The sequence below is a fragment of the Thalassobacillus devorans genome (genome assembly GCF_900176565.1).
GTDB classification, from domain to species: Bacteria; Bacillota; Bacilli; order Bacillales; family Halobacillaceae; genus Thalassobacillus; species Thalassobacillus devorans_A.
Genome location: NZ_FXEH01000006.1, coordinates 1,702,175 through 1,721,815 on the forward strand (window position 1 = coordinate 1,702,175; position 19,641 = coordinate 1,721,815).

The 19,641-nt window shown below is 40.8% G+C and carries 17 protein-coding genes and 1 other annotated feature (1 of these 18 running past the window's edge); of the genes, 1 reads left to right on the top strand and 16 read right to left on the bottom strand.

Annotation, left to right across the window (positions count from 1 at the left end; genetic code table 11):
* Positions 1–32: a binding site (T-box leader), on the bottom strand (it extends 197 nt beyond the left edge of the window).
* Between the two features lie 268 nt (positions 33–300).
* The 8 genes from B9Y67_RS19590 to hemA all read right to left on the bottom strand — a co-directional run bounded on the left by B9Y67_RS19590 (position 301) and on the right by hemA (position 8,889).
* On the bottom strand, positions 301–1,350 hold the full coding sequence (locus tag B9Y67_RS19590; RefSeq protein ID WP_176224065.1) for a phosphotransferase: 1,050 nt from the start codon (positions 1,348–1,350) through the stop codon (positions 301–303).
* A 78-nt stretch (positions 1,351–1,428) separates the two neighbouring features.
* Positions 1,429–2,466, bottom strand: coding sequence for a stage VI sporulation protein D (gene spoVID / locus B9Y67_RS19595; RefSeq protein ID WP_176224066.1), 1,038 nt, complete (start codon positions 2,464–2,466; stop codon positions 1,429–1,431).
* A 190-nt stretch (positions 2,467–2,656) separates the two neighbouring features.
* Positions 2,657–3,955, bottom strand: coding sequence for a glutamate-1-semialdehyde 2,1-aminomutase (gene hemL, locus B9Y67_RS19600; RefSeq protein WP_085509022.1), 1,299 nt, complete (start codon positions 3,953–3,955; stop codon positions 2,657–2,659).
* A 24-nt stretch (positions 3,956–3,979) separates the two neighbouring features.
* Complete coding sequence (gene hemB / locus B9Y67_RS19605) at positions 3,980–4,957, bottom strand: porphobilinogen synthase (RefSeq protein WP_085509023.1); 978 nt, start codon at positions 4,955–4,957, stop codon at positions 3,980–3,982.
* Positions 4,958–4,964: 7 nt separating this feature from the next.
* Positions 4,965–5,732 carry a uroporphyrinogen-III synthase gene (locus B9Y67_RS19610; protein WP_085509024.1) on the bottom strand — a complete coding sequence of 256 codons (768 nt, stop codon included), beginning with the start codon at positions 5,730–5,732 and terminating at the stop codon, positions 4,965–4,967.
* Positions 5,732–6,661 carry a hydroxymethylbilane synthase gene (gene hemC / locus B9Y67_RS19615; protein WP_085509025.1) on the bottom strand — a complete coding sequence of 310 codons (930 nt, stop codon included), beginning with the start codon at positions 6,659–6,661 and terminating at the stop codon, positions 5,732–5,734. The genes B9Y67_RS19610 and hemC overlap by 1 nt, the downstream gene beginning before the upstream one ends.
* 18 nt (positions 6,662–6,679) lie before the next feature.
* Entirely contained in the window at positions 6,680–7,498 is an 819-nt protein-coding gene (locus B9Y67_RS19620) for a cytochrome c biogenesis protein (RefSeq protein ID WP_085509026.1), read from the bottom strand.
* Between the two features lie 17 nt (positions 7,499–7,515).
* The gene (gene hemA, locus B9Y67_RS19625; RefSeq protein WP_085509027.1) at positions 7,516–8,889 is read right to left on the bottom strand and encodes a glutamyl-tRNA reductase; all 1,374 of its coding nucleotides are present in this window, start codon (positions 8,887–8,889) and stop codon (positions 7,516–7,518) included.
* Between the two features lie 231 nt (positions 8,890–9,120).
* On the opposite strand from hemA, the gene B9Y67_RS19630 reads away from it, so the two are divergent.
* Positions 9,121–9,621, top strand: coding sequence for a LiaI-LiaF-like domain-containing protein (locus B9Y67_RS19630; protein ID WP_085509028.1), 501 nt, complete (start codon positions 9,121–9,123; stop codon positions 9,619–9,621).
* A gap of 31 nt (positions 9,622–9,652) precedes the next feature.
* Here the strand turns inward: B9Y67_RS19630 and B9Y67_RS19635 are convergent, their stop codons facing one another.
* The 8 genes from B9Y67_RS19635 to B9Y67_RS19670 form a co-directional block, all read right to left on the bottom strand.
* Positions 9,653–10,375 (bottom strand): amino acid ABC transporter ATP-binding protein, encoded by a 723-nt coding sequence (locus tag B9Y67_RS19635; protein ID WP_085509253.1) that lies wholly within the window; start codon positions 10,373–10,375, stop codon positions 9,653–9,655.
* 36 nt (positions 10,376–10,411) lie between these two features.
* Positions 10,412–11,062, bottom strand: a complete 651-nt coding sequence (locus B9Y67_RS19640; protein ID WP_441007565.1) for an amino acid ABC transporter permease — start codon at positions 11,060–11,062, stop codon at positions 10,412–10,414.
* A gap of 143 nt (positions 11,063–11,205) precedes the next feature.
* A complete protein-coding gene (locus B9Y67_RS19645; protein WP_085509030.1) occupies positions 11,206–12,009 on the bottom strand; it encodes a transporter substrate-binding domain-containing protein in 804 nt (267 codons plus the stop codon).
* A 305-nt stretch (positions 12,010–12,314) separates the two neighbouring features.
* Positions 12,315–12,899 (bottom strand): ribosome biogenesis GTP-binding protein YihA/YsxC, encoded by a 585-nt coding sequence (yihA, locus tag B9Y67_RS19650; RefSeq protein WP_085509031.1) that lies wholly within the window; start codon positions 12,897–12,899, stop codon positions 12,315–12,317.
* On the bottom strand, positions 12,886–15,219 hold the full coding sequence (gene lon, locus B9Y67_RS19655; RefSeq protein ID WP_085509032.1) for an endopeptidase La: 2,334 nt from the start codon (positions 15,217–15,219) through the stop codon (positions 12,886–12,888). The genes yihA and lon overlap by 14 nt, the downstream gene beginning before the upstream one ends.
* A gap of 259 nt (positions 15,220–15,478) precedes the next feature.
* Positions 15,479–16,756: an ATP-dependent protease ATP-binding subunit ClpX gene (clpX, locus tag B9Y67_RS19660; RefSeq protein WP_085509033.1), complete on the bottom strand. Its 1,278-nt coding sequence runs from the start codon at positions 16,754–16,756 to the stop codon at positions 15,479–15,481.
* Between the two features lie 375 nt (positions 16,757–17,131).
* The gene (gene tig, locus B9Y67_RS19665) at positions 17,132–18,418 is read right to left on the bottom strand and encodes a trigger factor (RefSeq protein ID WP_085509034.1); all 1,287 of its coding nucleotides are present in this window, start codon (positions 18,416–18,418) and stop codon (positions 17,132–17,134) included.
* A gap of 163 nt (positions 18,419–18,581) precedes the next feature.
* Complete coding sequence (locus tag B9Y67_RS19670; protein WP_085509035.1) at positions 18,582–19,562, bottom strand: tetratricopeptide repeat protein; 981 nt, start codon at positions 19,560–19,562, stop codon at positions 18,582–18,584.
* Positions 19,563–19,641 lie beyond the last annotated feature (79 nt).

Sequence of the window (19,641 nt, forward strand, 5' to 3'; positions counted from 1 at the left end):
CATTCTGTACTCTTCCCCATCAAGGCATTTCACGTGTTCAATTATATTTCATATTGTATAGAGAAATGTATTTAAAATCAACTGTTACTTAAAAAATCCGCATTTTCATCATTTTTGCCGTTTCTTCATATTTTATACTAAAGAGGTGAATTATAATGAGCAGACTGTACCGCTACCGCCTGCCACCCTGGTGTCGAAGATGGCTCTACATCATTGAAAAAGCGATGCTGCCACTGGCCATTTTCCAACTGCTGCGCACCCTTCTCTTCCCAACTACCTTTGATGTATTGTTGCTTGGGATTATTCTTGGGATTTTCCTTGCTTTTCATCTGGAGTGGATTTAGATTCATTATCCTTTAGTTGCTGGGCTTGAAAAGTATTGAAGAGAGATTCAGCGATCAAACGACCATAGACAATGCGTCTGAAGCTCTTTTCTAATTTTTGCACCTTTTCAAGCTCACTTGACCTTTCCTCCCTTAATAGACGATCCAAGCGCGTTAAATAATGATGGGGATCAATAAGGTGGATGGCTAAAAGCAAACGTTCCTGATTGGTTATTCCGTACAAACGTTCATAAACAGAAAACTTTTTCTTATATTCTTCAACAGGGCTGTCATGAAAGCGGAAATCATTCAAAAAAAACCTGCTCAAATCTAACATGGGAGGACCAACAAACATTTGCTCCCAATTCACAAAATAACTATGACCATGATATTGAATAATGTGATCATTCTTTAAATTACCATGATTGATCACGTGGGGTAAGTTATCAGGTAAACGATCTCGTTCAGGAAGCTCCTGATATAGTTCTTTCATAAATTCCAATGTGTAATGAAGCTGTTTATACTGAGAACATACGGCGAGTCCAAGTGGAGGCATATAGTGACGCTTTTCAAAAGCTTCTACTTTCTCCAGAAGAAGTTGGTGTGCCTGGATGCCTGCTTCTTTTTTTTGCCACAAATATTCCATATACGCTTGATTATCAGATTGGGTTTGTTTCGATTGTTTGTGTAAAGTGCCAAGACTACGGAAAAAACTTTCAATATCATGACTTGGGTATTCATCCTTCGTATGCTCTACCCATGGGGTCAAATAATAGATGTGACTCCGTCCTAACACATAGGGCATGCCATCTGTGGTACGTGCAAATGGGGGAGCAAAGTTCTTCCCGTTCACTTCCAACCAGTTTATAATCGGCCTCCACTTATCTTCTTCATGCGAATGATAGCGGGATTGCTTAAACGCGAACACGCCATTATCAGTCTCCACCCGGTGCAATTTGTCAGTCACCTGCCGGATATGATAACCAGATATTCCATAGCTGTGGATGAAATTATGAATCTCTTCCAAAAAAGTTCCCTCCCTGAAAACAGATGGGGCTGCCTTGGAAGAAATAAATTCTTCCTCGACAGCCGTTAGCATCCTTTATTATGATTGCGAAGGAATATATATAATCTTGCCGGGTGTAAGATCGTCTTCAAATACATTATTCACTTTCGTTAAATGAGTAATAGAAATTTGGTAGCGATCTGCAATCGTTTCCAGTGTATCTTCTTCCTGCACAATACACATTTTCATTTTCGTATACGTTTCTTCTCGGTCTTCGAACATACTGAACAGCAATTGATTCCCTATATTACGTTCGGAAGAATCAGGCGAAGGAGATTCCGTATCCTCCTTATCATTCCAATCCTGATCTTCTTCCACATAAGATGGTGAAGCCTCATAGGAAGGCGAGGGATTTGTGTCATCCTCTTCATCTTGGTCTTCGGTTGTATTTCCATGATTGAAAAACTCAGAAAGAGTTTGCACTTGTTTATATTTCCAACGATTACTGCTAGAAGACTCTGCTGGTAAATCCTCTTGTTCGTCTTCCTGTGATGCAATCTCATTACTCGTGACTGTTTCGGATAAGGATGAAGAGGGTTGATCGTTATCAGGATAATCCACCTCGAATTGATAGGACTGATCCCAATTCTCACTGTTTTCTCCTCTTTCTTCTGCCTCTGTATCCTCCTCCTTGTCCCTTTCAGCTTCCTCAATACCGTGTATCGCAACTGTTGCATGAAGCTTTAACTGGTTTGCAGACGGCAATTCATAATCAAACACATCAATACTTACCGATACATCGTCAACGTTCGCCACACGGTCCCTTGGGATTGAAACCTCTACCGGAAAACGATGATGGAATTGACTCGCACCTTCCTCTTCATGTTCCACCCTTTCCATTAATTTTCTGGAAGGAAAAGGCGCTACCGTTTCCGCTTCTGCTTCTTCGTCAGGCTTTGTAAAATATTCACCTGTCAGGTCGATGGTCCCTTGAATCAACACCGTTTCCTCTAAAGGATGAATGACTATTTCCGGGTCAAGTGAAATCCCCATCAGTTCTTTGACTTCCTGTCCCCTTTCAAACCATAGCGATTCGTCTAAATAAAAAGAAAACACATTCTTATTATCATTAGTCACGTACTTTCCTCCTCCCTTGTCACGCAACTTCATCTCTGTTCCACTTTATGCGCCAAAGAGAAAAAATATACGAAACAAAAAAAACCCTTATCAAAGATTGGTAGAAAAATAAATATAAAAAGACTTAGAGTATGTTTCCTCTAAGTCTTTTTAATCTATGCTATATAGTGTCTTATTAAGCCAAAGGTAATCAATTATTTTTTCTACTGTTGTCAGCAAATACTTTTTCAGCTGCTTCGATTGTCTTTTCAATATCTTCATCGCTATGGGCAGTGGATAGGAATAAGCCTTCAAACTGGGAAGGAGGTAAGAAGATCCCTTCTTCAATCATCCCGCGATAATACTTTGCAAAGAAGTCCAAATCAGAAGAGCTGGCTGTTTCAAAGTTGTAAACCTCTTCGTTATTGAAGAAAAAACCTACCATGGATCCCGCACGATTGACAGTGAACGGTATATCATGTTCAGATGCTGCATCGGTAAAGCCTTGAATTAACCGGTCCACTTTTTCATTGATCGCTTCATAAGCAGCCTGATCCATCGCTTTTAATGTTTCGTATCCTGCTGTCATCGCTAATGGGTTCCCAGACAGTGTCCCCGCCTGATAAATATCACCTGTAGGTGCAACTCGCTCCATAATTTCTTTTTTGCCGCCATATGCTCCAACAGGCAGTCCACCCCCAATGACCTTGCCAAGGCATGTCATATCAGGCGTTACACCGAAGTGGCCCTGAGCACAATTGTATCCAACGCGGAAACCGGTCATTACTTCATCAAAAATCAATACGGTTCCATTATCTTCTGTAATTTGGCGAAGCTCCTGAAGGAAACTATTCTGTGGAGGGACGACTCCCATATTTCCAGCTACAGGTTCGACAATTACTGCTGCCAAATCATCACCAAATTGTTCAAATGCATAACGGACACTTTCAAGGTCATTATACGGGACAGTAATCGTATTTTTGGCGATACCCTCAGGAACCCCTGGAGAATCAGGCAATCCAAGTGTAGCTACTCCTGAACCTGCTTTGATCAGGAGAGAATCCCCATGTCCGTGATAATTTCCTTCAAATTTTAATATTTTGTTCCTGCCCGTGTAACCTCTTGCAACACGGAGCGCACTCATAGTAGCCTCAGTTCCTGAATTCACCATTCTCACCATTTCAATAGAAGGGACACGATCGATGACTAATTGAGCAAGCTTATTTTCAATTTGTGTCGGGGCACCAAAGCTGGTCCCTAACTCTGTAATCGATTTAAGCTGTTCTACGACACGGTCATCTGCATGACCGAGAATCAAAGGTCCCCAGCTTAATACATAATCAATATATTCATTTCCATCGATATCGTAAATTTTTGACCCTTTTCCACGTTCCATAAATACCGGGTCCATATCTACAGATTTAAAAGCACGTACCGGTGAATTTACTCCACCCGGCATCAACTGCTCGGCTTCTTTATAGGCTTCAATTGAACGATCAAATTTTTTCATTGCTACGCACCACCTTGGAAATATTTATTCATTCAGCCAGTCTGCTACATCCTTAGCAAAGTAAGTGATGATCAAATCTGCACCAGCACGTTTCATTGAGGTCAATTTTTCCATGACAATTTCCTGCTCATTGACCCATCCGTTCATCGCTGCTGCTTTGATCATGGAATATTCTCCACTGACATTATAAGCAACAAGAGGAGCATTAAAACGGTCTTTCACTTCTCGCATGATATCCATATACGATAAGGCTGGCTTGACAATAAGGAAGTCGGCGCCTTCTTCAATATCAGACTCCGCTTCTCGCATGGCTTCCAATCGGTTGGCAGGATCCATCTGGTATGCCCGACGGTCACCGAATTGCGGGGAACTATGAGCAGCATCCCGGAACGGACCGTAGAAAGCCGACGCGTATTTTACAGCATAGGACATGATCGGTATCTGACTGTAGCCCGCTTCATCCAATCCTTCTCTTATCGCAGCGACAAAACCATCCATCATGTTTGAAGGAGCGATGATATCAGCACCGGCTTCAGCCTGGCTGATAGCAGTTTTGACTAATAACTCTAAGGAAGGGTCATTTAAAACTTCCCCGTTCTCCACAAGACCGCAATGACCATGATCTGTGTACTGACAAAGACACGTATCAGCAATTACCGTAAGTGAAGGAACGTCCTTCTTAATTTTCCTGATCGCTTCCTGTACAATACCATGTTCACAATAAGCCTGAGAGCCTTGAGAATCCTTATCATGAGGTACACCAAACACAATAACCGAACGGATTCCTTTTGCCTCCAGCTCTTTCATTTCTTCCGTCAGATAATCCAGGGAAATATGGAATACTCCGGGCATGGAGGCTACCTCTTTTTTGATTCCTTCCCCTTCTACAACAAAAATAGGATAAATGAGATCATCTTTGGTTATTTTAGTTTCTCTGACTAACGCACGGAGGGAGTCCGTACGCCTCAGGCGGCGATGTCTTTTAAAGCCATTACTGTTCATCTAAATCTTATCCTTTCTCACTGAAATAACTTTCCATAATTCCTGTCATGCCTTCTGTTGTATAATGTCCCTCAGGCATCAGAACGTTAAGGAATCCTTCCTGTTTAGCTTTTTTTTCGGTCGTAGGGCCTATACAAACACAAGGAACTGTGAGGAATGCTTTAAAATCCTTGTGCCTATGGCATAAACGGATGAATGCTTCCACTGTAGAAGGGCTTGTAAACGTATAAGCGTCTATTGGAAGTTTTTCCAACGTTTCCGTTAATGGTCTATGATCCTTCGTTAATAGCGTATCATACACAGTCATTGATTGGAAAAAGACATGCCCTTTCAGTGCTTCGGGCAATACATCACGTGATAGATTTCCGCGAACTAATAAAGTGGGACCAGGGTCATGGAAGGTGCCTAGAAATTCATCAGCCATCACTTCTGCAGTATATGTACTGGGAACGAAGTCTGCTCGAACGCCATATTTGTTCAGCATCTTTTCCGTTTTCTCCCCTACTGCCCCCACCTTTAGATTATCTGGCCATGAAACATTCTCATCCCATAATTCGAAAAAAAACTTCACGCCGTTAGAGCTTGTGAAAAATATCCAAGCGTATTCGTGAAGTTGTTCTACATACCGCTTATTTTCTTGGTTATCACGTAAAGCAAAATGAAGCAGCGGGACCTCTACCGGGGTCCCACCTGCTTGCCTGATATTATATGATAATGAGTCGGACTGGCTTTTAGCCCGGGTGACAAGTATCTTTCTACCCGTCAGTGCCCCCATTATTGATCCAGCTCCTCTTTCGCATCATCTACGATTTTCTGAGCTCCGTACTGTTTCAAATGATCAGCCGCTTCTTTTCCTACCTCGATTGGATCGGAACCTTTGAAAGTCTCCTTCAGAATGGTTTCTCCATCCGGAGTAGCTACTAGTGCAGTCAAGACAATTTCATCATTTTCGAGGTAGGCATACCCGCCGATTGGCACTTGGCAGCCCCCATTTAAATCGTGAAGAAATTTACGTTCTGCCGCTACTGTCTTTTCCGTATAACTGTCATTGATTTTAGATAGTAATTCACGTAACTCTTTGTCAGATTCTCTTGTTTGAATTGCAAGAGCACCTTGACCGACTGCGGGTACACAAACATCTTTATCCAAATATTCTGTTACCAGGTCATCACTCCAGCCCATGCGCTTTAAACCAGCTGCAGCAAGAACAATCGCATCAAATTCACCGTCTCTCAGCTTTTTAAGACGGGTATCAATATTGCCGCGAATCCATTTCACTTCCAGATCAGGGCGGGCTGCACGGATTTGCGACTCTCTTCTTAAACTGCTTGTCCCAACAACTGCCCCTGCGGGCAAGTCCTTCAATTTAATATCATTATTAGAAACGAACGCATCCCGATGATCCTCCCTCTCTGGCACAGAGGCGATCATCAAACCTTCAGAAATGACGGAGGGCATGTCTTTCATACTGTGAACAGCCATATCGATTTCTTCTTCATACATTGCTTTTTCTATCTCTTTGACAAACAGCCCCTTGCCACCAACTTTTGAGAGAGTGACATCCAGAATTTGATCTCCTTTTGTTGAGATCCGCTTGATTTCAAATTCAGCGGCAGGCTCCACCTTTTTCAATTGTTCCATGACCCATTCTGTTTGAGTGATTGCTAAATTGCTTTTTCTTGAACCAATAATAATTTTACGCACCAAATTGCCTCCTCAATCTTAAAAGTGGAAGTTCGACAGTGAACCGAATAAAAAGAAGTTAACGAGCAAAAACAAAAATGCCGCAGCATTATACACAGCTATCGACCTGCCTTGATACCCTTTCACTATCCGTAAAAATAAAAAGATAATGTAGACGAATAACACGATGAATGATCCCATTGTCTTCGAGTCATACCAGTAAAAAACATCACCCGAGTTATACCCCCATACGACACCAAGAATGACAGCCAACAACAATAATGGGACACCGCCAGTCACTGCCAAGTAAGAGTAGTGATCGAGTTTGGATAAATCCCCCAAACGCCACAACCGCTTATCCCACTTTTTCTTTTTCAGCAAGCGGTATTGCAGCAGGTACATTAAGGAAAAAATAAAGGAAAAAGTGAAAAAACCGTAAGATATAAGTGCTAAGGTAATATGAGCAATAAGCATTTCATCAACAAAACGGATTCCTTGTTCTACTAGGTCAGCTCGAGCTTTCGTAGTGATGTGAAGCAGCATGACTGAGAAACCAACCACATTTGTGAAAAATACGAGAAAGTCTACCCGGTACAAGCGGTTGATGACCAATGAAAAAGTAACTAGAATCCAAGAATAAAAATATAACCCATCGTAGACATTCATAACAGGAAAATTATCTTTCACAAAAACTTGTGTTAATAAAAAAATGGTTTGTAAAGACCAAACCATACTAAGTAACCAGAAGGCTGCAAGGTTCGCCTTCCGGTTTTGTTGAATGAAATCAATAAAATAGCCTATTACGCTTAGAGCATAAATGAAAATAATAAACTCATAAAGCCATTTCACATCAAGCATATAGTTATCCTTCCTTACTAGTGTGTGGAAGCATTTTTTATGGCAGGAAAGGATAGTTCCCCATTACGGTCCAGGGACACCACTTTATTTTCTTTCATTTGCTGTTCCTGGATTTCATTCTGCACTTGCTCTTCAATGCCGAATATTTGCATGAACAGTTGCAAGGACTCATCTGCATCCGGTTGAGCTGCCAGTTCTTTGGCCTGCAATATAGGCTCTTTCAACATCTGATTGATAATGCTCTTCGTGTGCTTATTCAACACTTTCTTTTCACGCTCAGTCAAATCAGGCATTTTACGTTCAATGCTTTTCATTGTTTCGGATTGGATCGATAATGCTTTATTTCTTAAAGCGGAGATGACTGGTACTACCCCAATCGTCTGCAGCCATTCCTTAAACGCGATGATCTCTTCTTCAATCATAATTTCAATAACTTCTGCAGCCTTTTGTCTTGCAGCCAGGTTAGCATCAACAATTCCTTGAAGATCATCAATGTCATATAAGAATACACTTTCTAAAGATTCCATAGAAGGATCAAGATCACGAGGTACCGCAATGTCTACCAGGAATAACGGTTTCCCTTTCCGGGCTTTCTGAATAGGAGCCATCACTTCCTGGGTAATCACATACTCTTTAGAACCAGTAGAGCTGATTAGAATATCCGCATCCTTCAATATCTTTGACAAGTCGTCAATCGTTTTAGCTTCTCCATTAAACTGGTCGGCAACTACCTGGGCTTTTGCAAGCGTTCGATTAATTACAGTAACCTGCTTCACACCGGATCCTTGCAGGTTCTTAGCAGCAAGCTCACCCATTTTTCCTGCACCTAAGATGACGACATGTTTATTAACAAGGTCACCAAAGATTTTCCGGGCAAGTTCGACCGCGGCATAACTGACAGACACCGCATTTTCTCCAATTTCTGTTTCTTTATGAGAGCGTTTCGCAAGTGTTACCGCCTGCTTGAATAATTGGTTAAAAATGGTGCCGGTAGTTTTGGCATCTTGTCCTTGTAAGAAGGCCTGTTTCATTTGACCAAGAATCTGCGTTTCCCCAAGAACCATAGAATCCAAGCCACAGGTTACACGCAAGAGGTGCTCCATGGCACCATCGCCTTCATAAATGGACAAATAAGGGGAGAACGTTTCTTTCTCCACCTCAAACCAGTCAGACAAGAATTGCTTGATATAATAGCGGCCGGTATGAAGTTGATCAACGACGGCATAAATTTCCGTTCGATTACATGTGGAAATAATCACGTTTTCTAACACACTCTTCCGCTGGTTCAATTCAACCATGGCATCAGAAATGCGGTTTTCAGAAAACGTGAGTTTTTCCCTGACTTCTACTGGGGCTGTTTTATAATTTACGCCGACAACTAAAATGTGCATATCATCTACCCCCAAAAAACTTTCCTGACGAGCAGTATTTTATAAAGTACATTATAACATGAGAAATAGGGCTAACCATTGGAAATTGTGAACAGAATTTGAAACTCTATGATAGGATTAAATAAAAGATAATTAATTGTAATTCCTTCGTAAACAAATCAAACCCGACTGTAATGTACCACAACCGTGGTATATACGCAAGAATTCGACATATGTAAAGGGAGGCTTTGCATGAAAAAACAAAACACATTTACAGGTTTCCTATTAATTGGACTAGGCGCCTATTTTTTGCTGCGACAGTTACATATTCCCCTGCTAACTGATTTTTATTCCTGGCCGACAATTTTGATGATTATCGGAATTTCTTTTTTACTACATAGCTATATTACGAATGACTACCATAATATTTTTGCGGGTGCTGTATTGTTAGGCTTCGGAATACATTTCCACGGGCTTACTACTTACCATTTCTGGCTGGATCATTGGGGAGTATATCCCCTGATTATCGGTTTTGCGTTCGTAATGCGTTCTAATAAAACAAAGCAGGGGTTGATACCGGGACTGTTGTTAGTACTCCTCGGCCTTTTCGCCTTATTTTCCCCGGTCAATCCAGGGTGGTTTCACTGGATCTATCAGCTATTTGCCTTAATCGAGCAATTTTGGTCCATCGCTTTGATTATTATTGGTTTATTCCTCTTAAGAAAGAATGATAAAAATAAAAGAAAAAAATAAAATCCCGGGCACTAGTTGCCCGGGATTTTATTTATAAGATAGAACTCAAAAATTCTTGTGTCCGCTGTTCTTGTGGGTGATCAAACAATTGATGCGGTTCTCCTTCTTCGACGATTCGGCCGTCATGCATATATACTACTTTATCTGCTACTTCCCGGGCAAACCCCATTTCATGGGTCACAACCACCATCGTCATTCCTTCCTTTGCAAGTTCCTTCATGGTAGCAAGTACTTCGCCAACAAGCTCAGGATCAAGGGCGGAAGTCGGTTCATCAAATAGCATGATATCTGGTTTCATCGCCAACGCACGCGCAATCGCCACTCGTTGTTTTTGACCTCCGGAAAGTCGGGAAGGGTAATCATCCGCTTTGTCCGCTAAGCCTACTTTATCCAATAAGGTTTTTGCTTCTTCGATGGCTTGGGATTTTTTAATTTTCTTCACTTGTGTAGGTGCTTCGATTACATTTTCTAACACTGTTTTGTGGGGAAACAGGTTAAAATGTTGGAAGACCATCCCTACTTTCTGCCTTACTTTATTCAAATCATCTTTTTTGGGGTCTGTTTCTTTTCCCTCTATGATAATTTTCCCGTCATTTTTCAATTCCAAATAATTTAAGCACCGAAGTAATGTACTCTTTCCTGAACCACTCGCTCCAATCAGAACTACTACTTCACTTTCTTTTACAGTAAAATCGATATCTTTCAAGACATGAAGATCACCGAATGATTTATTCAATTTTTCTACACGAATCATTTCTCTGGCTTCAGACACGCTATTGTTCCTCCTCTATTAATCACTTGCCGCCATTTTCTTTTCAATGAATGATACCAGTAAAGTCAACAGGAATACTAGAATCAAGTAGTAGACCGCACTTACCAGCAGCCAAGTCATATAATCAAATGTATTTGCCCCCATTGTTGTCGCAGCACCAAAGATTTCAGTCAAACCGATAAATGCCGCAAGAGAAGAGTCCTTCAAACCGATAATAAACTGGTTTCCTAAAGGGGGTAAGGCTCGGCGGAAGGCCTGGGGTAATATAATTCTTTTCATCGTTTGTGAACGATTCATGCCTAGCGACCTGCCAGCTTCATTCTGTCCTTTACCGATCGATTGTATCGAGCCCCGGAAAATTTCAGCAATATAAGCCCCATTATGGAAGGCCAAGCCTAATGTTGCAGACCAAAACCCTGAAATCATAGCTATTTCAGTGAGTCCGTAATAGAATACGAATATTTGTACAATTAAAGGGGTTCCACGTACAATAAATATATATAAGTTCGCAATCCATTCCAATACTTTAATATTAGAGATTTTTAATAAAGCAAAAAATAAGCCAATAAATATAGCTATAAATATCGAGACAGCCGTAAGCTTCAGCGTCAGCCATGCGGCTTCAGCAAAAAGACTCCGGCTTTCAATTAATGCTTCACCGAATTTGATGATGTTCAAATACAATACGTTCAGCTCCTCCTAATATTTAGCAAAACTTGATATATCACTCTGAGGCTTTAATACTCACACAGGGTTAGACGGAATAAAAGTGTAAAAAAGAGCACGCACGGCGTGCTCTTTTATTAATTTTTTCATTCTGGTTTTGTCGTAATATCTTCCCCAAAATATTCTTCACTGATTTCTGTAAGCGTCCCATCTTCCCTAAGTTTATCGATCGCATCATTCACAGCTTGTAAAAGCTCTTCGTTATCTTTGGCAATAGCTACAGCCTGTTCACTACGCTCAATCATCTCTTTGCCTTCAACATTCAAACCTTTACCAATTGCCTCTTTTCCAGTTAAAAAATCAGTGATGACAGCATCATGTCGTCCTTTGTCCAACGATTGCAAGGCAACAACATCACTATCATAGCTCTGTACTTTATCTGTCACCTGGTTGGCGAACTCAACATAAGTAGAACCTTTTGATACGGCAATCTCTTTACCTTCTAAGTCCTCCAGCGATTCTACATCACTATCTGGACGCACAAAGACTTGGGCACCTGAGTAGTAGTAAGGGGTGGAAAAATCTACTTCCTCTTGACGTTCAGGAGTGATTGTGTGGCTGGCTACAGCGGCATCAAAACGGCCGGTTTTGACACCTTCTACAATTGAAGCAAACTTGAATTTCTGCTGGTTAGGTTCTAAACCTAACTCCTCTGCAATTGCATTGCCGACGTCTATATCAAAACCTTCCATTTCACCGGAAGCAGAGGTGGTACTGAATGGATTGAATTCTCCTGATGCAGCAAATGTGAACTTGCCATCTTCTACTAAATTGTATTCGCTTTTACCTTGTGAATCTGAACTCTGATTTTCTTCCGATTCACTCGAACCGCAGGCGGCTAGCAGAAGGATCATTAATACACTTGCTAAAGATATAGATAACTTTTTCATATTCCCAAAATCCTCTCCTCTTTTATCTTTTTTCGCACACTTCATCATAACAATTGGTCAGATTTTTCTCAAAATTCAAATTCTGCTATTATACAGCACAAAGTATACTTAGCCATGAAAGATCAGCAAATTCGATGATTTTTCATAGTATTTCCACCAAATGCTTCTTTATGTAGATAAGCACCCAAGTAAATAATACCCTTTTTATCATGAATTAAACTGCTTTTTCATCTTAAAAAAAGTTTCACAAAATTAAAAATACCCGAACTGCCTGCTAGGCAGTTCGGGTGAACTTTCAACCTTTATTAGTTCAAATGGGCCAGCATCGCTTTCCAGGCTTTGTCTTTTCCTTCCCCAGTCTCAGATGAGAAAGGAATGACCACATCTTCGTCTTCTATTTCTAATGTCTCTCTTACAATTTTGACATGCTTGTCCCGTTTCCCTTTGGGTATCTTATCAAGCTTGGTTGCAATAATCAGGACAGGCAATTCAAAATACTTCAGATAATCATACATCATGATATCGTCTTCCGTCGGCTTATGACGTATATCAATGATCAGTGCAGTAGCCCGTAAGTTGTCCCTTTCCGCGAAGTACTCCTCCATCATGTCTCCCCATTTTTTACGTTCTTTTTTGGAAACTTTCGCATATCCGTAGCCTGGTACATCTACAAAATAGAACTTTTCATTGATTTTATAAAAATTCAATGTCTGGGTCTTTCCTGGCTTAGAGGAGGTACGAGCAAGGCTTTTCCGCTGTATCATCTTATTGATGAATGAAGACTTCCCGACATTCGACCGGCCAGCTAACGCAATTTCCGGTAAATAATCAGCAGGATAATGCTTTTTACTTACGGCACTGATGACTAATTCGGCATCATTTACTTTCATTATTATCCCCCAACAATGCATGCTCCAGCACTTCATCCAAGTGTTTAACAGGCACATATTCTAAGTCATTTCGTACACTTTCCGGAATATCTTCCAGATCTTTCTCATTATCTGCTGGTATGATGATTTTTCGGAGGCCAGCACGATGAGCACTCAGAGATTTTTCCTTTAGTCCTCCGATCGGTAAGACACGGCCACGAAGCGTTATTTCCCCGGTCATTCCTACTTCTTTTCTTACTGGTCTTCCCGTCAATGCAGAAACGAGAGCCGTAGCCATGGTTATCCCTGCAGATGGTCCATCTTTCGGTGTCGCACCTTCAGGAACATGAATATGAATATCATTTTTTTCTACAAAGTCGACATCAATTTTTAACTCTTCTGCTCGGGATCGGATGTAACTGAATGCGGCCTGTGCGGACTCTTTCATGACATCGCCAAGCTTACCTGTTAAAGTCAACTTTCCTTTTCCAGGATAGATGGATACTTCGATAGCCAACGTATCTCCCCCGGCAGATGTGTAGGCAAGTCCTGTAGCAGTTCCTACCTGGTCTTCCTCCTCTGCCTGTCCATACCGGTATTTCGGCCGGCCAAGCAGCTCTTCCAGAAGTTTTTCCGTAACCACTACCCGCTTCTTTTCACCTGCCACAATAATTTTGGCAGATTTACGACAAATAGATGCAAGCTCTCGTTCCAGGTTACGGACTCCCGCTTCACGAGTATAAGTCCTGATCAATTTCAATAATGCTTCTTCTCGAAACTGTACCTGTCCTTTTGTCAAACCATTTTCTTTTATCTGCTTCGGTAATAGGTGTTCCTTTGCAATATGAAGCTTTTCTACTTCTGTGTAGCCTGCAATTGTTATTACTTCCATCCTGTCTAGTAATGGACCAGGTATAGCGCTCATATTGTTGGCTGTGGCAACGAACATGACCTTGGATAAGTCATAGCTTTCTTCAATGAAATGATCACTGAAGGTGCTATTCTGTTCGGGATCCAACACCTCCAGCATCGCTGCAGATGGGTCCCCGCGAAAATCACTTGCCATTTTATCGATTTCATCCAGCAGAAAGACTGGATTGATTGATTCTGCACGTTTCATTCCCTGAATGATCCTGCCGGGCATTGCTCCGATGTACGTACGCCTATGGCCGCGTATCTCAGCATCATCACGGATTCCACCTAAGGAAACACGGACAAAATTTCGGTTGACTGCTCGTGCAATTGATTTAGCAAGGGAAGTTTTACCTACCCCTGGTGGTCCTACTAAGCAAAGAATCGGCCCCTTAATCGATTGAGTCAATTGCTGAACAGCTAAGTATTCTAATACACGCTCTTTAACTTTTTCGAGTCCATAATGATCTTCATCCAGAATGCGTTGAGCATTGTGGATTTCCAAATTATCTTCTGTCTCCGTATTCCACGGAAGAGAAACAAGCCACTCAATATAATTGCGGATTACTGAACTTTCCGCAGAACTCTGAGGCACTTTTTCATATCGTCCCAATTCCTTGAAGGCTACTTCTTCTACTCGTTCCGGCATATTTGCATCTTGAATCTTTTCACGGAGCTCTGCCACTTCTCCGCTTTTTCCATCCTTATCACCAAGTTCACTTTGGATGGCTTTCATTTGTTCACGCAAATAATATTCTTTTTGTGTTTTTTCCATGGAGCGTTTAACTCGCTGGCCAATCTTCTTCTCTATCTGGAGCACTTCTTTTTCATTACTGATCTGTTCTATTAGGTGCTGAAGTCGCCTCTTAACATCGACTGTTTCAAGGACCGCTTGTTTTTCCTTTAATTTCAAAGGTAAGTGAGAAGCTACCATGTCAGCCAAATGGCCAGGTTCATCGATGTCTGCCACCGTATCCAGGGTTTCTTTACTGATTTTTTTAGAAATTTTGATATATTGTTCGAAATGTTGCAGAAGTGTGCGCATGAGCGCTTCTTCCTCATTTCTGTTATCGTGCTTATCTTCATACTTCTCTACTTCAACCATGAAATATTCCTCGTCATCCGAGAAATCACTTATTTCAGCGCGTACTAACCCCTCTACAAGAACCCGATTGGTTCCATTAGGAAGTTTGACCATCTGTTTCACTTTGGCGATGGTTCCAAATTGATAAATATCTTCCTGGGATGGGTCATCAATATTCATTTCTTTTTGCGAAGCTAAAAATATTTCATTATCTTTCATCATCGCTTGTTCTAAAGCTTTAACTGATTTATCTCGTCCAACATCCAGATGCAGGACCATTGAAGGATAGACGAGCAGCCCTCTCAAGGGCAGGAGGGGAATCTGTTTTCTTTGATTTACTGTCATTATGTGCGCACCTCCAAATGGATTAGCTGTTCCGTACTTTCATCCTATTAAATCGTACGTTTCATGTAAAATATTCGATGTCTTTCGGGTGATGCCATACTGATTTTAGTGTTACCTATGTAGTACATTTAATCCTTGCCTTCCTTAAGTCCAAAGTGGACCTCTAAAAAGGAAGAAATGAAAGGAAGGCCGCGCTACAGTCTGTTTGCAGCGCGGCCTGGATCCTCAGCTCATTCGCTTTGTGGAAATTCACTCAGTCTTAAGCACTTTCTTTTGGTGATTCTTTATTCTCATCTTGAACAGTACCGTCAGTCAGAACTAACTTCGGCTTCCCATCTTCATTTAAGACTGTTTCTTTCGTAATGATACATTTTTCAATATCATCACGGGAAGGCAATTCGTACATCACATCTAACATGATATTTTCAATAATGGAGCGAAGACCCCTGGCACCAGTTTTTCTTTCAATTGCTTTTCTGGCAATTTCCCTGAGCGCTTCATCCTCAAATTCCAACTCGACGTCATCAATTTGCAGAAGCTTTTGGTACTGTTTAACCAGAGCATTCTTTGGCTGTGTCAGTATTTCAACTAATGCATCTTCATCTAGCGGAAGCAGACTTCCGATTACCGGTAGACGACCGATAAATTCTGGTATTAATCCATAACGAAGAAGGTCTTCCGGCAGAATTTTTGATAGCAGCTGACCTTTATCCAGCTCTTCATTAGTATCTTCAGAACCGAATCCGATTACTTTCTTGCCTAGACGGCGTTTGATGATTTGATCGATACCGTCAAAGGCTCCTCCTACAATGAACAACACGTTGGTTGTATCAATTTGTATGAATTCCTGATGCGGATGCTTTCTGCCGCCTTGAGGAGGCACACTAGCTGTTGTACCTTCAAGAATCTTAAGCAATGCCTGCTGTACACCTTCACCAGAAACATCACGTGTGATTGAAGGATTTTCTGATTTACGGGCTACCTTATCAATTTCATCAATATAAATGATCCCTTTTTCAGCTTTCTCTACATCATAATCAGCAGCCTGAATCAATTTTAGAAGGATATTTTCTACATCCTCCCCGACGTAACCAGCCTCTGTTAAGGAAGTCGCATCCGCAATGGCAAACGGAACATTCAGGATACGTGCTAATGTTTGGGCCAGTAATGTCTTACCGCTACCTGTCGGTCCAATCATACAAATATTACTTTTCGCTAATTCAACATCATCATTTTTAGGCGACGCATTCACACGCTTATAATGGTTATAAACGGCAACAGACAAATTCTTCTTTGCTTGATCCTGCCCAATTACATAATCATTTAATATTTCACGGATTTCCTGAGGCTTAGGAACCTCTTTGAATTCTACTTCTTCTTCATTTCCTAATTCTTCTTCCACTATTTCCGTGCATAATTCGATACATTCATCACATATATAAACTCCTGGGCCAGCGACAAGTTTACGAACCTGTTCTTGGCTTTTTCCACAGAATGAACACTTCAATTGTCCTTTTTCATCATTAAATTTAAACATCCAATTCACCCCTTATTTATATCAGCCAAAAAATCTATACTCAATTCGGTCACACCATTTGTAAAGTTTCTTTAGCCTATCATAACAAATATAAGTTGGCAGACAAAGCAAAACACTAATTGACGACCTATTTTAAAGTTACATTCGTCAACCTCATTATGTAGATTTGTAAGTGATAAGTCAAACAATAGAATAAACGGATTTTCGACAAAAAACAGCGCCTTATTACATGGTTAACCCTGGTTAATAAACCATATGTATACACAACGTTTATTTATCTTTCCCTTTTATTACTAGTCTATCTTTGAGTAAAGCAATATATACATTTATATGAGAAAACAAGGCACGTTTTCCGCGCCTTGTTTTAGTTCAAAATTATTTCGTTTTACTATTCTCATCCAGAACATCAATTGCCTTGCGGACTTTCAAATCTTCTTTGATCATATCAGTGTTTCCGCCAAGCATTTGTGTAAGGTTAGCGACATCTGTTTGATACATAGAAGCCATTGTTTCCAACTCAGAATTGACATCCTCATCAGTAACTTCGATATTTTCTGCATTTGCGATGGCTTCTAGTGTCAAGTTTGTTTTGACACGCTTTTCAGCGTCCTCTTTCATTTGTTCACGAAGACCATCTTCATCAGAGCCTGTGAACTGGAAGTACATGTCTTTCGTCATGCCTTGCATTTGTAGTCGTTGCTCGAACTCCTGGATCATACGATCAAGCTCGGTATCTACCATTGCAGATGGAATTTCCACGCTCGCATTTTCAGACGCCTGTTGCACTAGGGAATCTTTTTTGGTATTTTCTGCGTCTGTCTTCTTCTGTTCTTCCAGGCGTTCACGAGTTTTCTTTTTCAACTCATCCAGGGATTCAACTTCTTCATCCACATCTTTTGCGAATTCATCATCAAGTTCCGGAAGTTCTTTCCCTTTTACTTCATGAATTTTAACCTTGAAGGTCGCTTCTTTACCAGCAAGCTCTTCAGCATGGTATTCCTCAGGGAAAGTCACTACTACATCGACTTCTTCTCCTGCTTTTTTACCTTGCAACTGTTCTTCAAATCCTGGAATGAAGCTGCCAGAACCAATTTCAAGGGAGTAGTTATCTGCCTGGCCGCCTTCAAAAGCTTCACCATCGACAAAGCCTTCAAAGTCCATTACAACTGTGTCGCCTTCTTCAACTTCTCCTTGTTCCTTGACAACAAGCTCCGCTTGCTTCTCTTGTAATGTTTTCAACTCATTATCTACATCTTCATCTGTTACTTCTGTATCCATTTCTTCTACTTCAAGTCCTTTGTACTCGCCAAGCTCTACTTCAGGCTTTACAGTAACTTCAGCAGTAAATGTAACACCTTTACCCTTTTCAATTTCCTGAACATCCACTTCTGGACGGTCAACCGGCTCGATTTCTGTTTCTTGTACAGCGTTCATGTAAGCTTCCGGCAGAACGATATCCAAAGCATCTTGGTACAGTGATTCTACACCAAAGCGTTGTTCAAATAGTTTACGTGGCATTTTTCCTTTACGGAAGCCTGGCACTTGGACTTGTTTGACTACTTTTTTGAACGCTTGATCTAACGCACGATCAAATTCTTCGGCTGGGACTTCTACTGTAAGGACCCCTTGGTTACCTTCTTTTTTTTCCCATTTTGCTGACATAAAAAATTCCCTCCAACATCTATGATTTCCTTTCGCCTTGGGGCGATTTTCTTCTTGTTCTCTGATTCTATTTACATACGAATCTAAATTTGCAACCACTACATTATAACATAAAAGAAACACCTTTCAACATATGTATCCTATCCGGGGAAGATTTTCATCATTACTCTTCCATAATAAGGGTGTAATGCTGCTCGCATAAGAGAATCTCCTGTTTATATTTTTCAACTTCGTCCGAATTTTCCACTTCTGGAACAGGGAGCTGTAAGTACTCATGCCCCAGCTGCCTTAAAGCTGCTACTATCTGAGGCGCTTCCTCCTGGGTTGGAAATAAAGGATAGCGTACAAACAAATACCGATAAAGAAGGTTTTGTACAATATCATACATGGTAGGATTCTTTTGTTCCATATCGCCCAACCTCATTTTTAATTGTTGCATGACATAATCTGAATGCAGTTCCTTCAATTGAGATGGATTTACTCTCTCTGTCAGTCCGAACTTGGAGATTTCTAAATTAATATCAACCTGATGCTCCTGGAACCATTGAATAATTCCTGTTTTGATTATAGGATGTACTTCTTTGGATTTAAGAAGTTCAGTAAACGGTTGGATATAAGGAGCTGCGCTTAACTTTCGCAGCTTAATGATTGAACGCCATTGCTTATGTATGTCTTCATTACTCAAACCTTCAAAGAATTCATCTATTAACTTATTGTTCTGTTGCTCATCATCTTCTTTTACCAGCTTCCTGCTAACTTCATATAACTGCCAAAATTGGGTACGCATTTTTTGTGGCATATCTTCTTCTTGAAATATTTCATCCAACAGCCCTACTAACTCTTCATATCGGCTCGTTTGAAACAGAATGGTTAAATAAATATGTAAGTATTGGTAATAATTTTCCAAATCATGTTTCATAAGATATTCGCATAGTTCTTCAGCAGCTTCATATTTCCCAAGCTCCATTAAACTTACTAACTTGCCTGTAATGACATCATGTGATGCTACATCGTGTTCGAACAGCGGCTCAAATGTTTTCAATGCTTCTTCATACCGTTTTTCCTGTATGGCCTTTAACCCCTCATTCTCCAGTCTGGTCTTCCATTTTGGGAACATGACGATATTCCCTTTTTTCTTCTTCATAGGACACCCTTCCTAATCGCTCTATGTATTATTCTCTATTATCTTTCTATCTTTTCCCGACTTCAAGTAAAACAAACAT

Excerpts from the sequence above, each read along its gene's own strand:
- hemB (WP_085509023.1), bottom strand. The coding sequence starts at position 4,957 with ATGAACAGTAATGGCTTTAAAAGACATCGCCGCCTGAGGCGTACGGAC.
- B9Y67_RS19620 (WP_085509026.1), bottom strand. The coding sequence starts at position 7,498 with ATGCTTGATGTGAAATGGCTTTATGAGTTTATTATTTTCATTTATGCT.
- B9Y67_RS19635 (WP_085509253.1), bottom strand. The coding sequence starts at position 10,375 with ATGATTCGTGTAGAAAAATTGAATAAATCATTCGGTGATCTTCATGTC.
- yihA (WP_085509031.1), bottom strand. The coding sequence starts at position 12,899 with ATGAAAGTAAATGATGCCGAATTAGTCATCAGTGCCGTAAGTAAAAAG.
- B9Y67_RS19645 (WP_085509030.1), bottom strand. The coding sequence starts at position 12,009 with ATGAAAAAGTTATCTATATCTTTAGCAAGTGTATTAATGATCCTTCTG.
- B9Y67_RS19670 (WP_085509035.1), bottom strand. The coding sequence starts at position 19,562 with ATGAAGAAGAAAAAAGGGAATATCGTCATGTTCCCAAAATGGAAGACC.
- hemL (WP_085509022.1), bottom strand. The coding sequence starts at position 3,955 with ATGAAAAAATTTGATCGTTCAATTGAAGCCTATAAAGAAGCCGAGCAG.
- clpX (WP_085509033.1), bottom strand. The coding sequence starts at position 16,756 with ATGTTTAAATTTAATGATGAAAAAGGACAATTGAAGTGTTCATTCTGT.
- B9Y67_RS19630 (WP_085509028.1), top strand. The coding sequence starts at position 9,121 with ATGAAAAAACAAAACACATTTACAGGTTTCCTATTAATTGGACTAGGC.
- lon (WP_085509032.1), bottom strand. The coding sequence starts at position 15,219 with ATGACAGTAAATCAAAGAAAACAGATTCCCCTCCTGCCCTTGAGAGGG.
- tig (WP_085509034.1), bottom strand. The coding sequence starts at position 18,418 with ATGTCAGCAAAATGGGAAAAAAAAGAAGGTAACCAAGGGGTCCTTACA.
- hemA (WP_085509027.1), bottom strand. The coding sequence starts at position 8,889 with ATGCACATTTTAGTTGTCGGCGTAAATTATAAAACAGCCCCAGTAGAA.
- B9Y67_RS19610 (WP_085509024.1), bottom strand. The coding sequence starts at position 5,732 with ATGGGGGCACTGACGGGTAGAAAGATACTTGTCACCCGGGCTAAAAGC.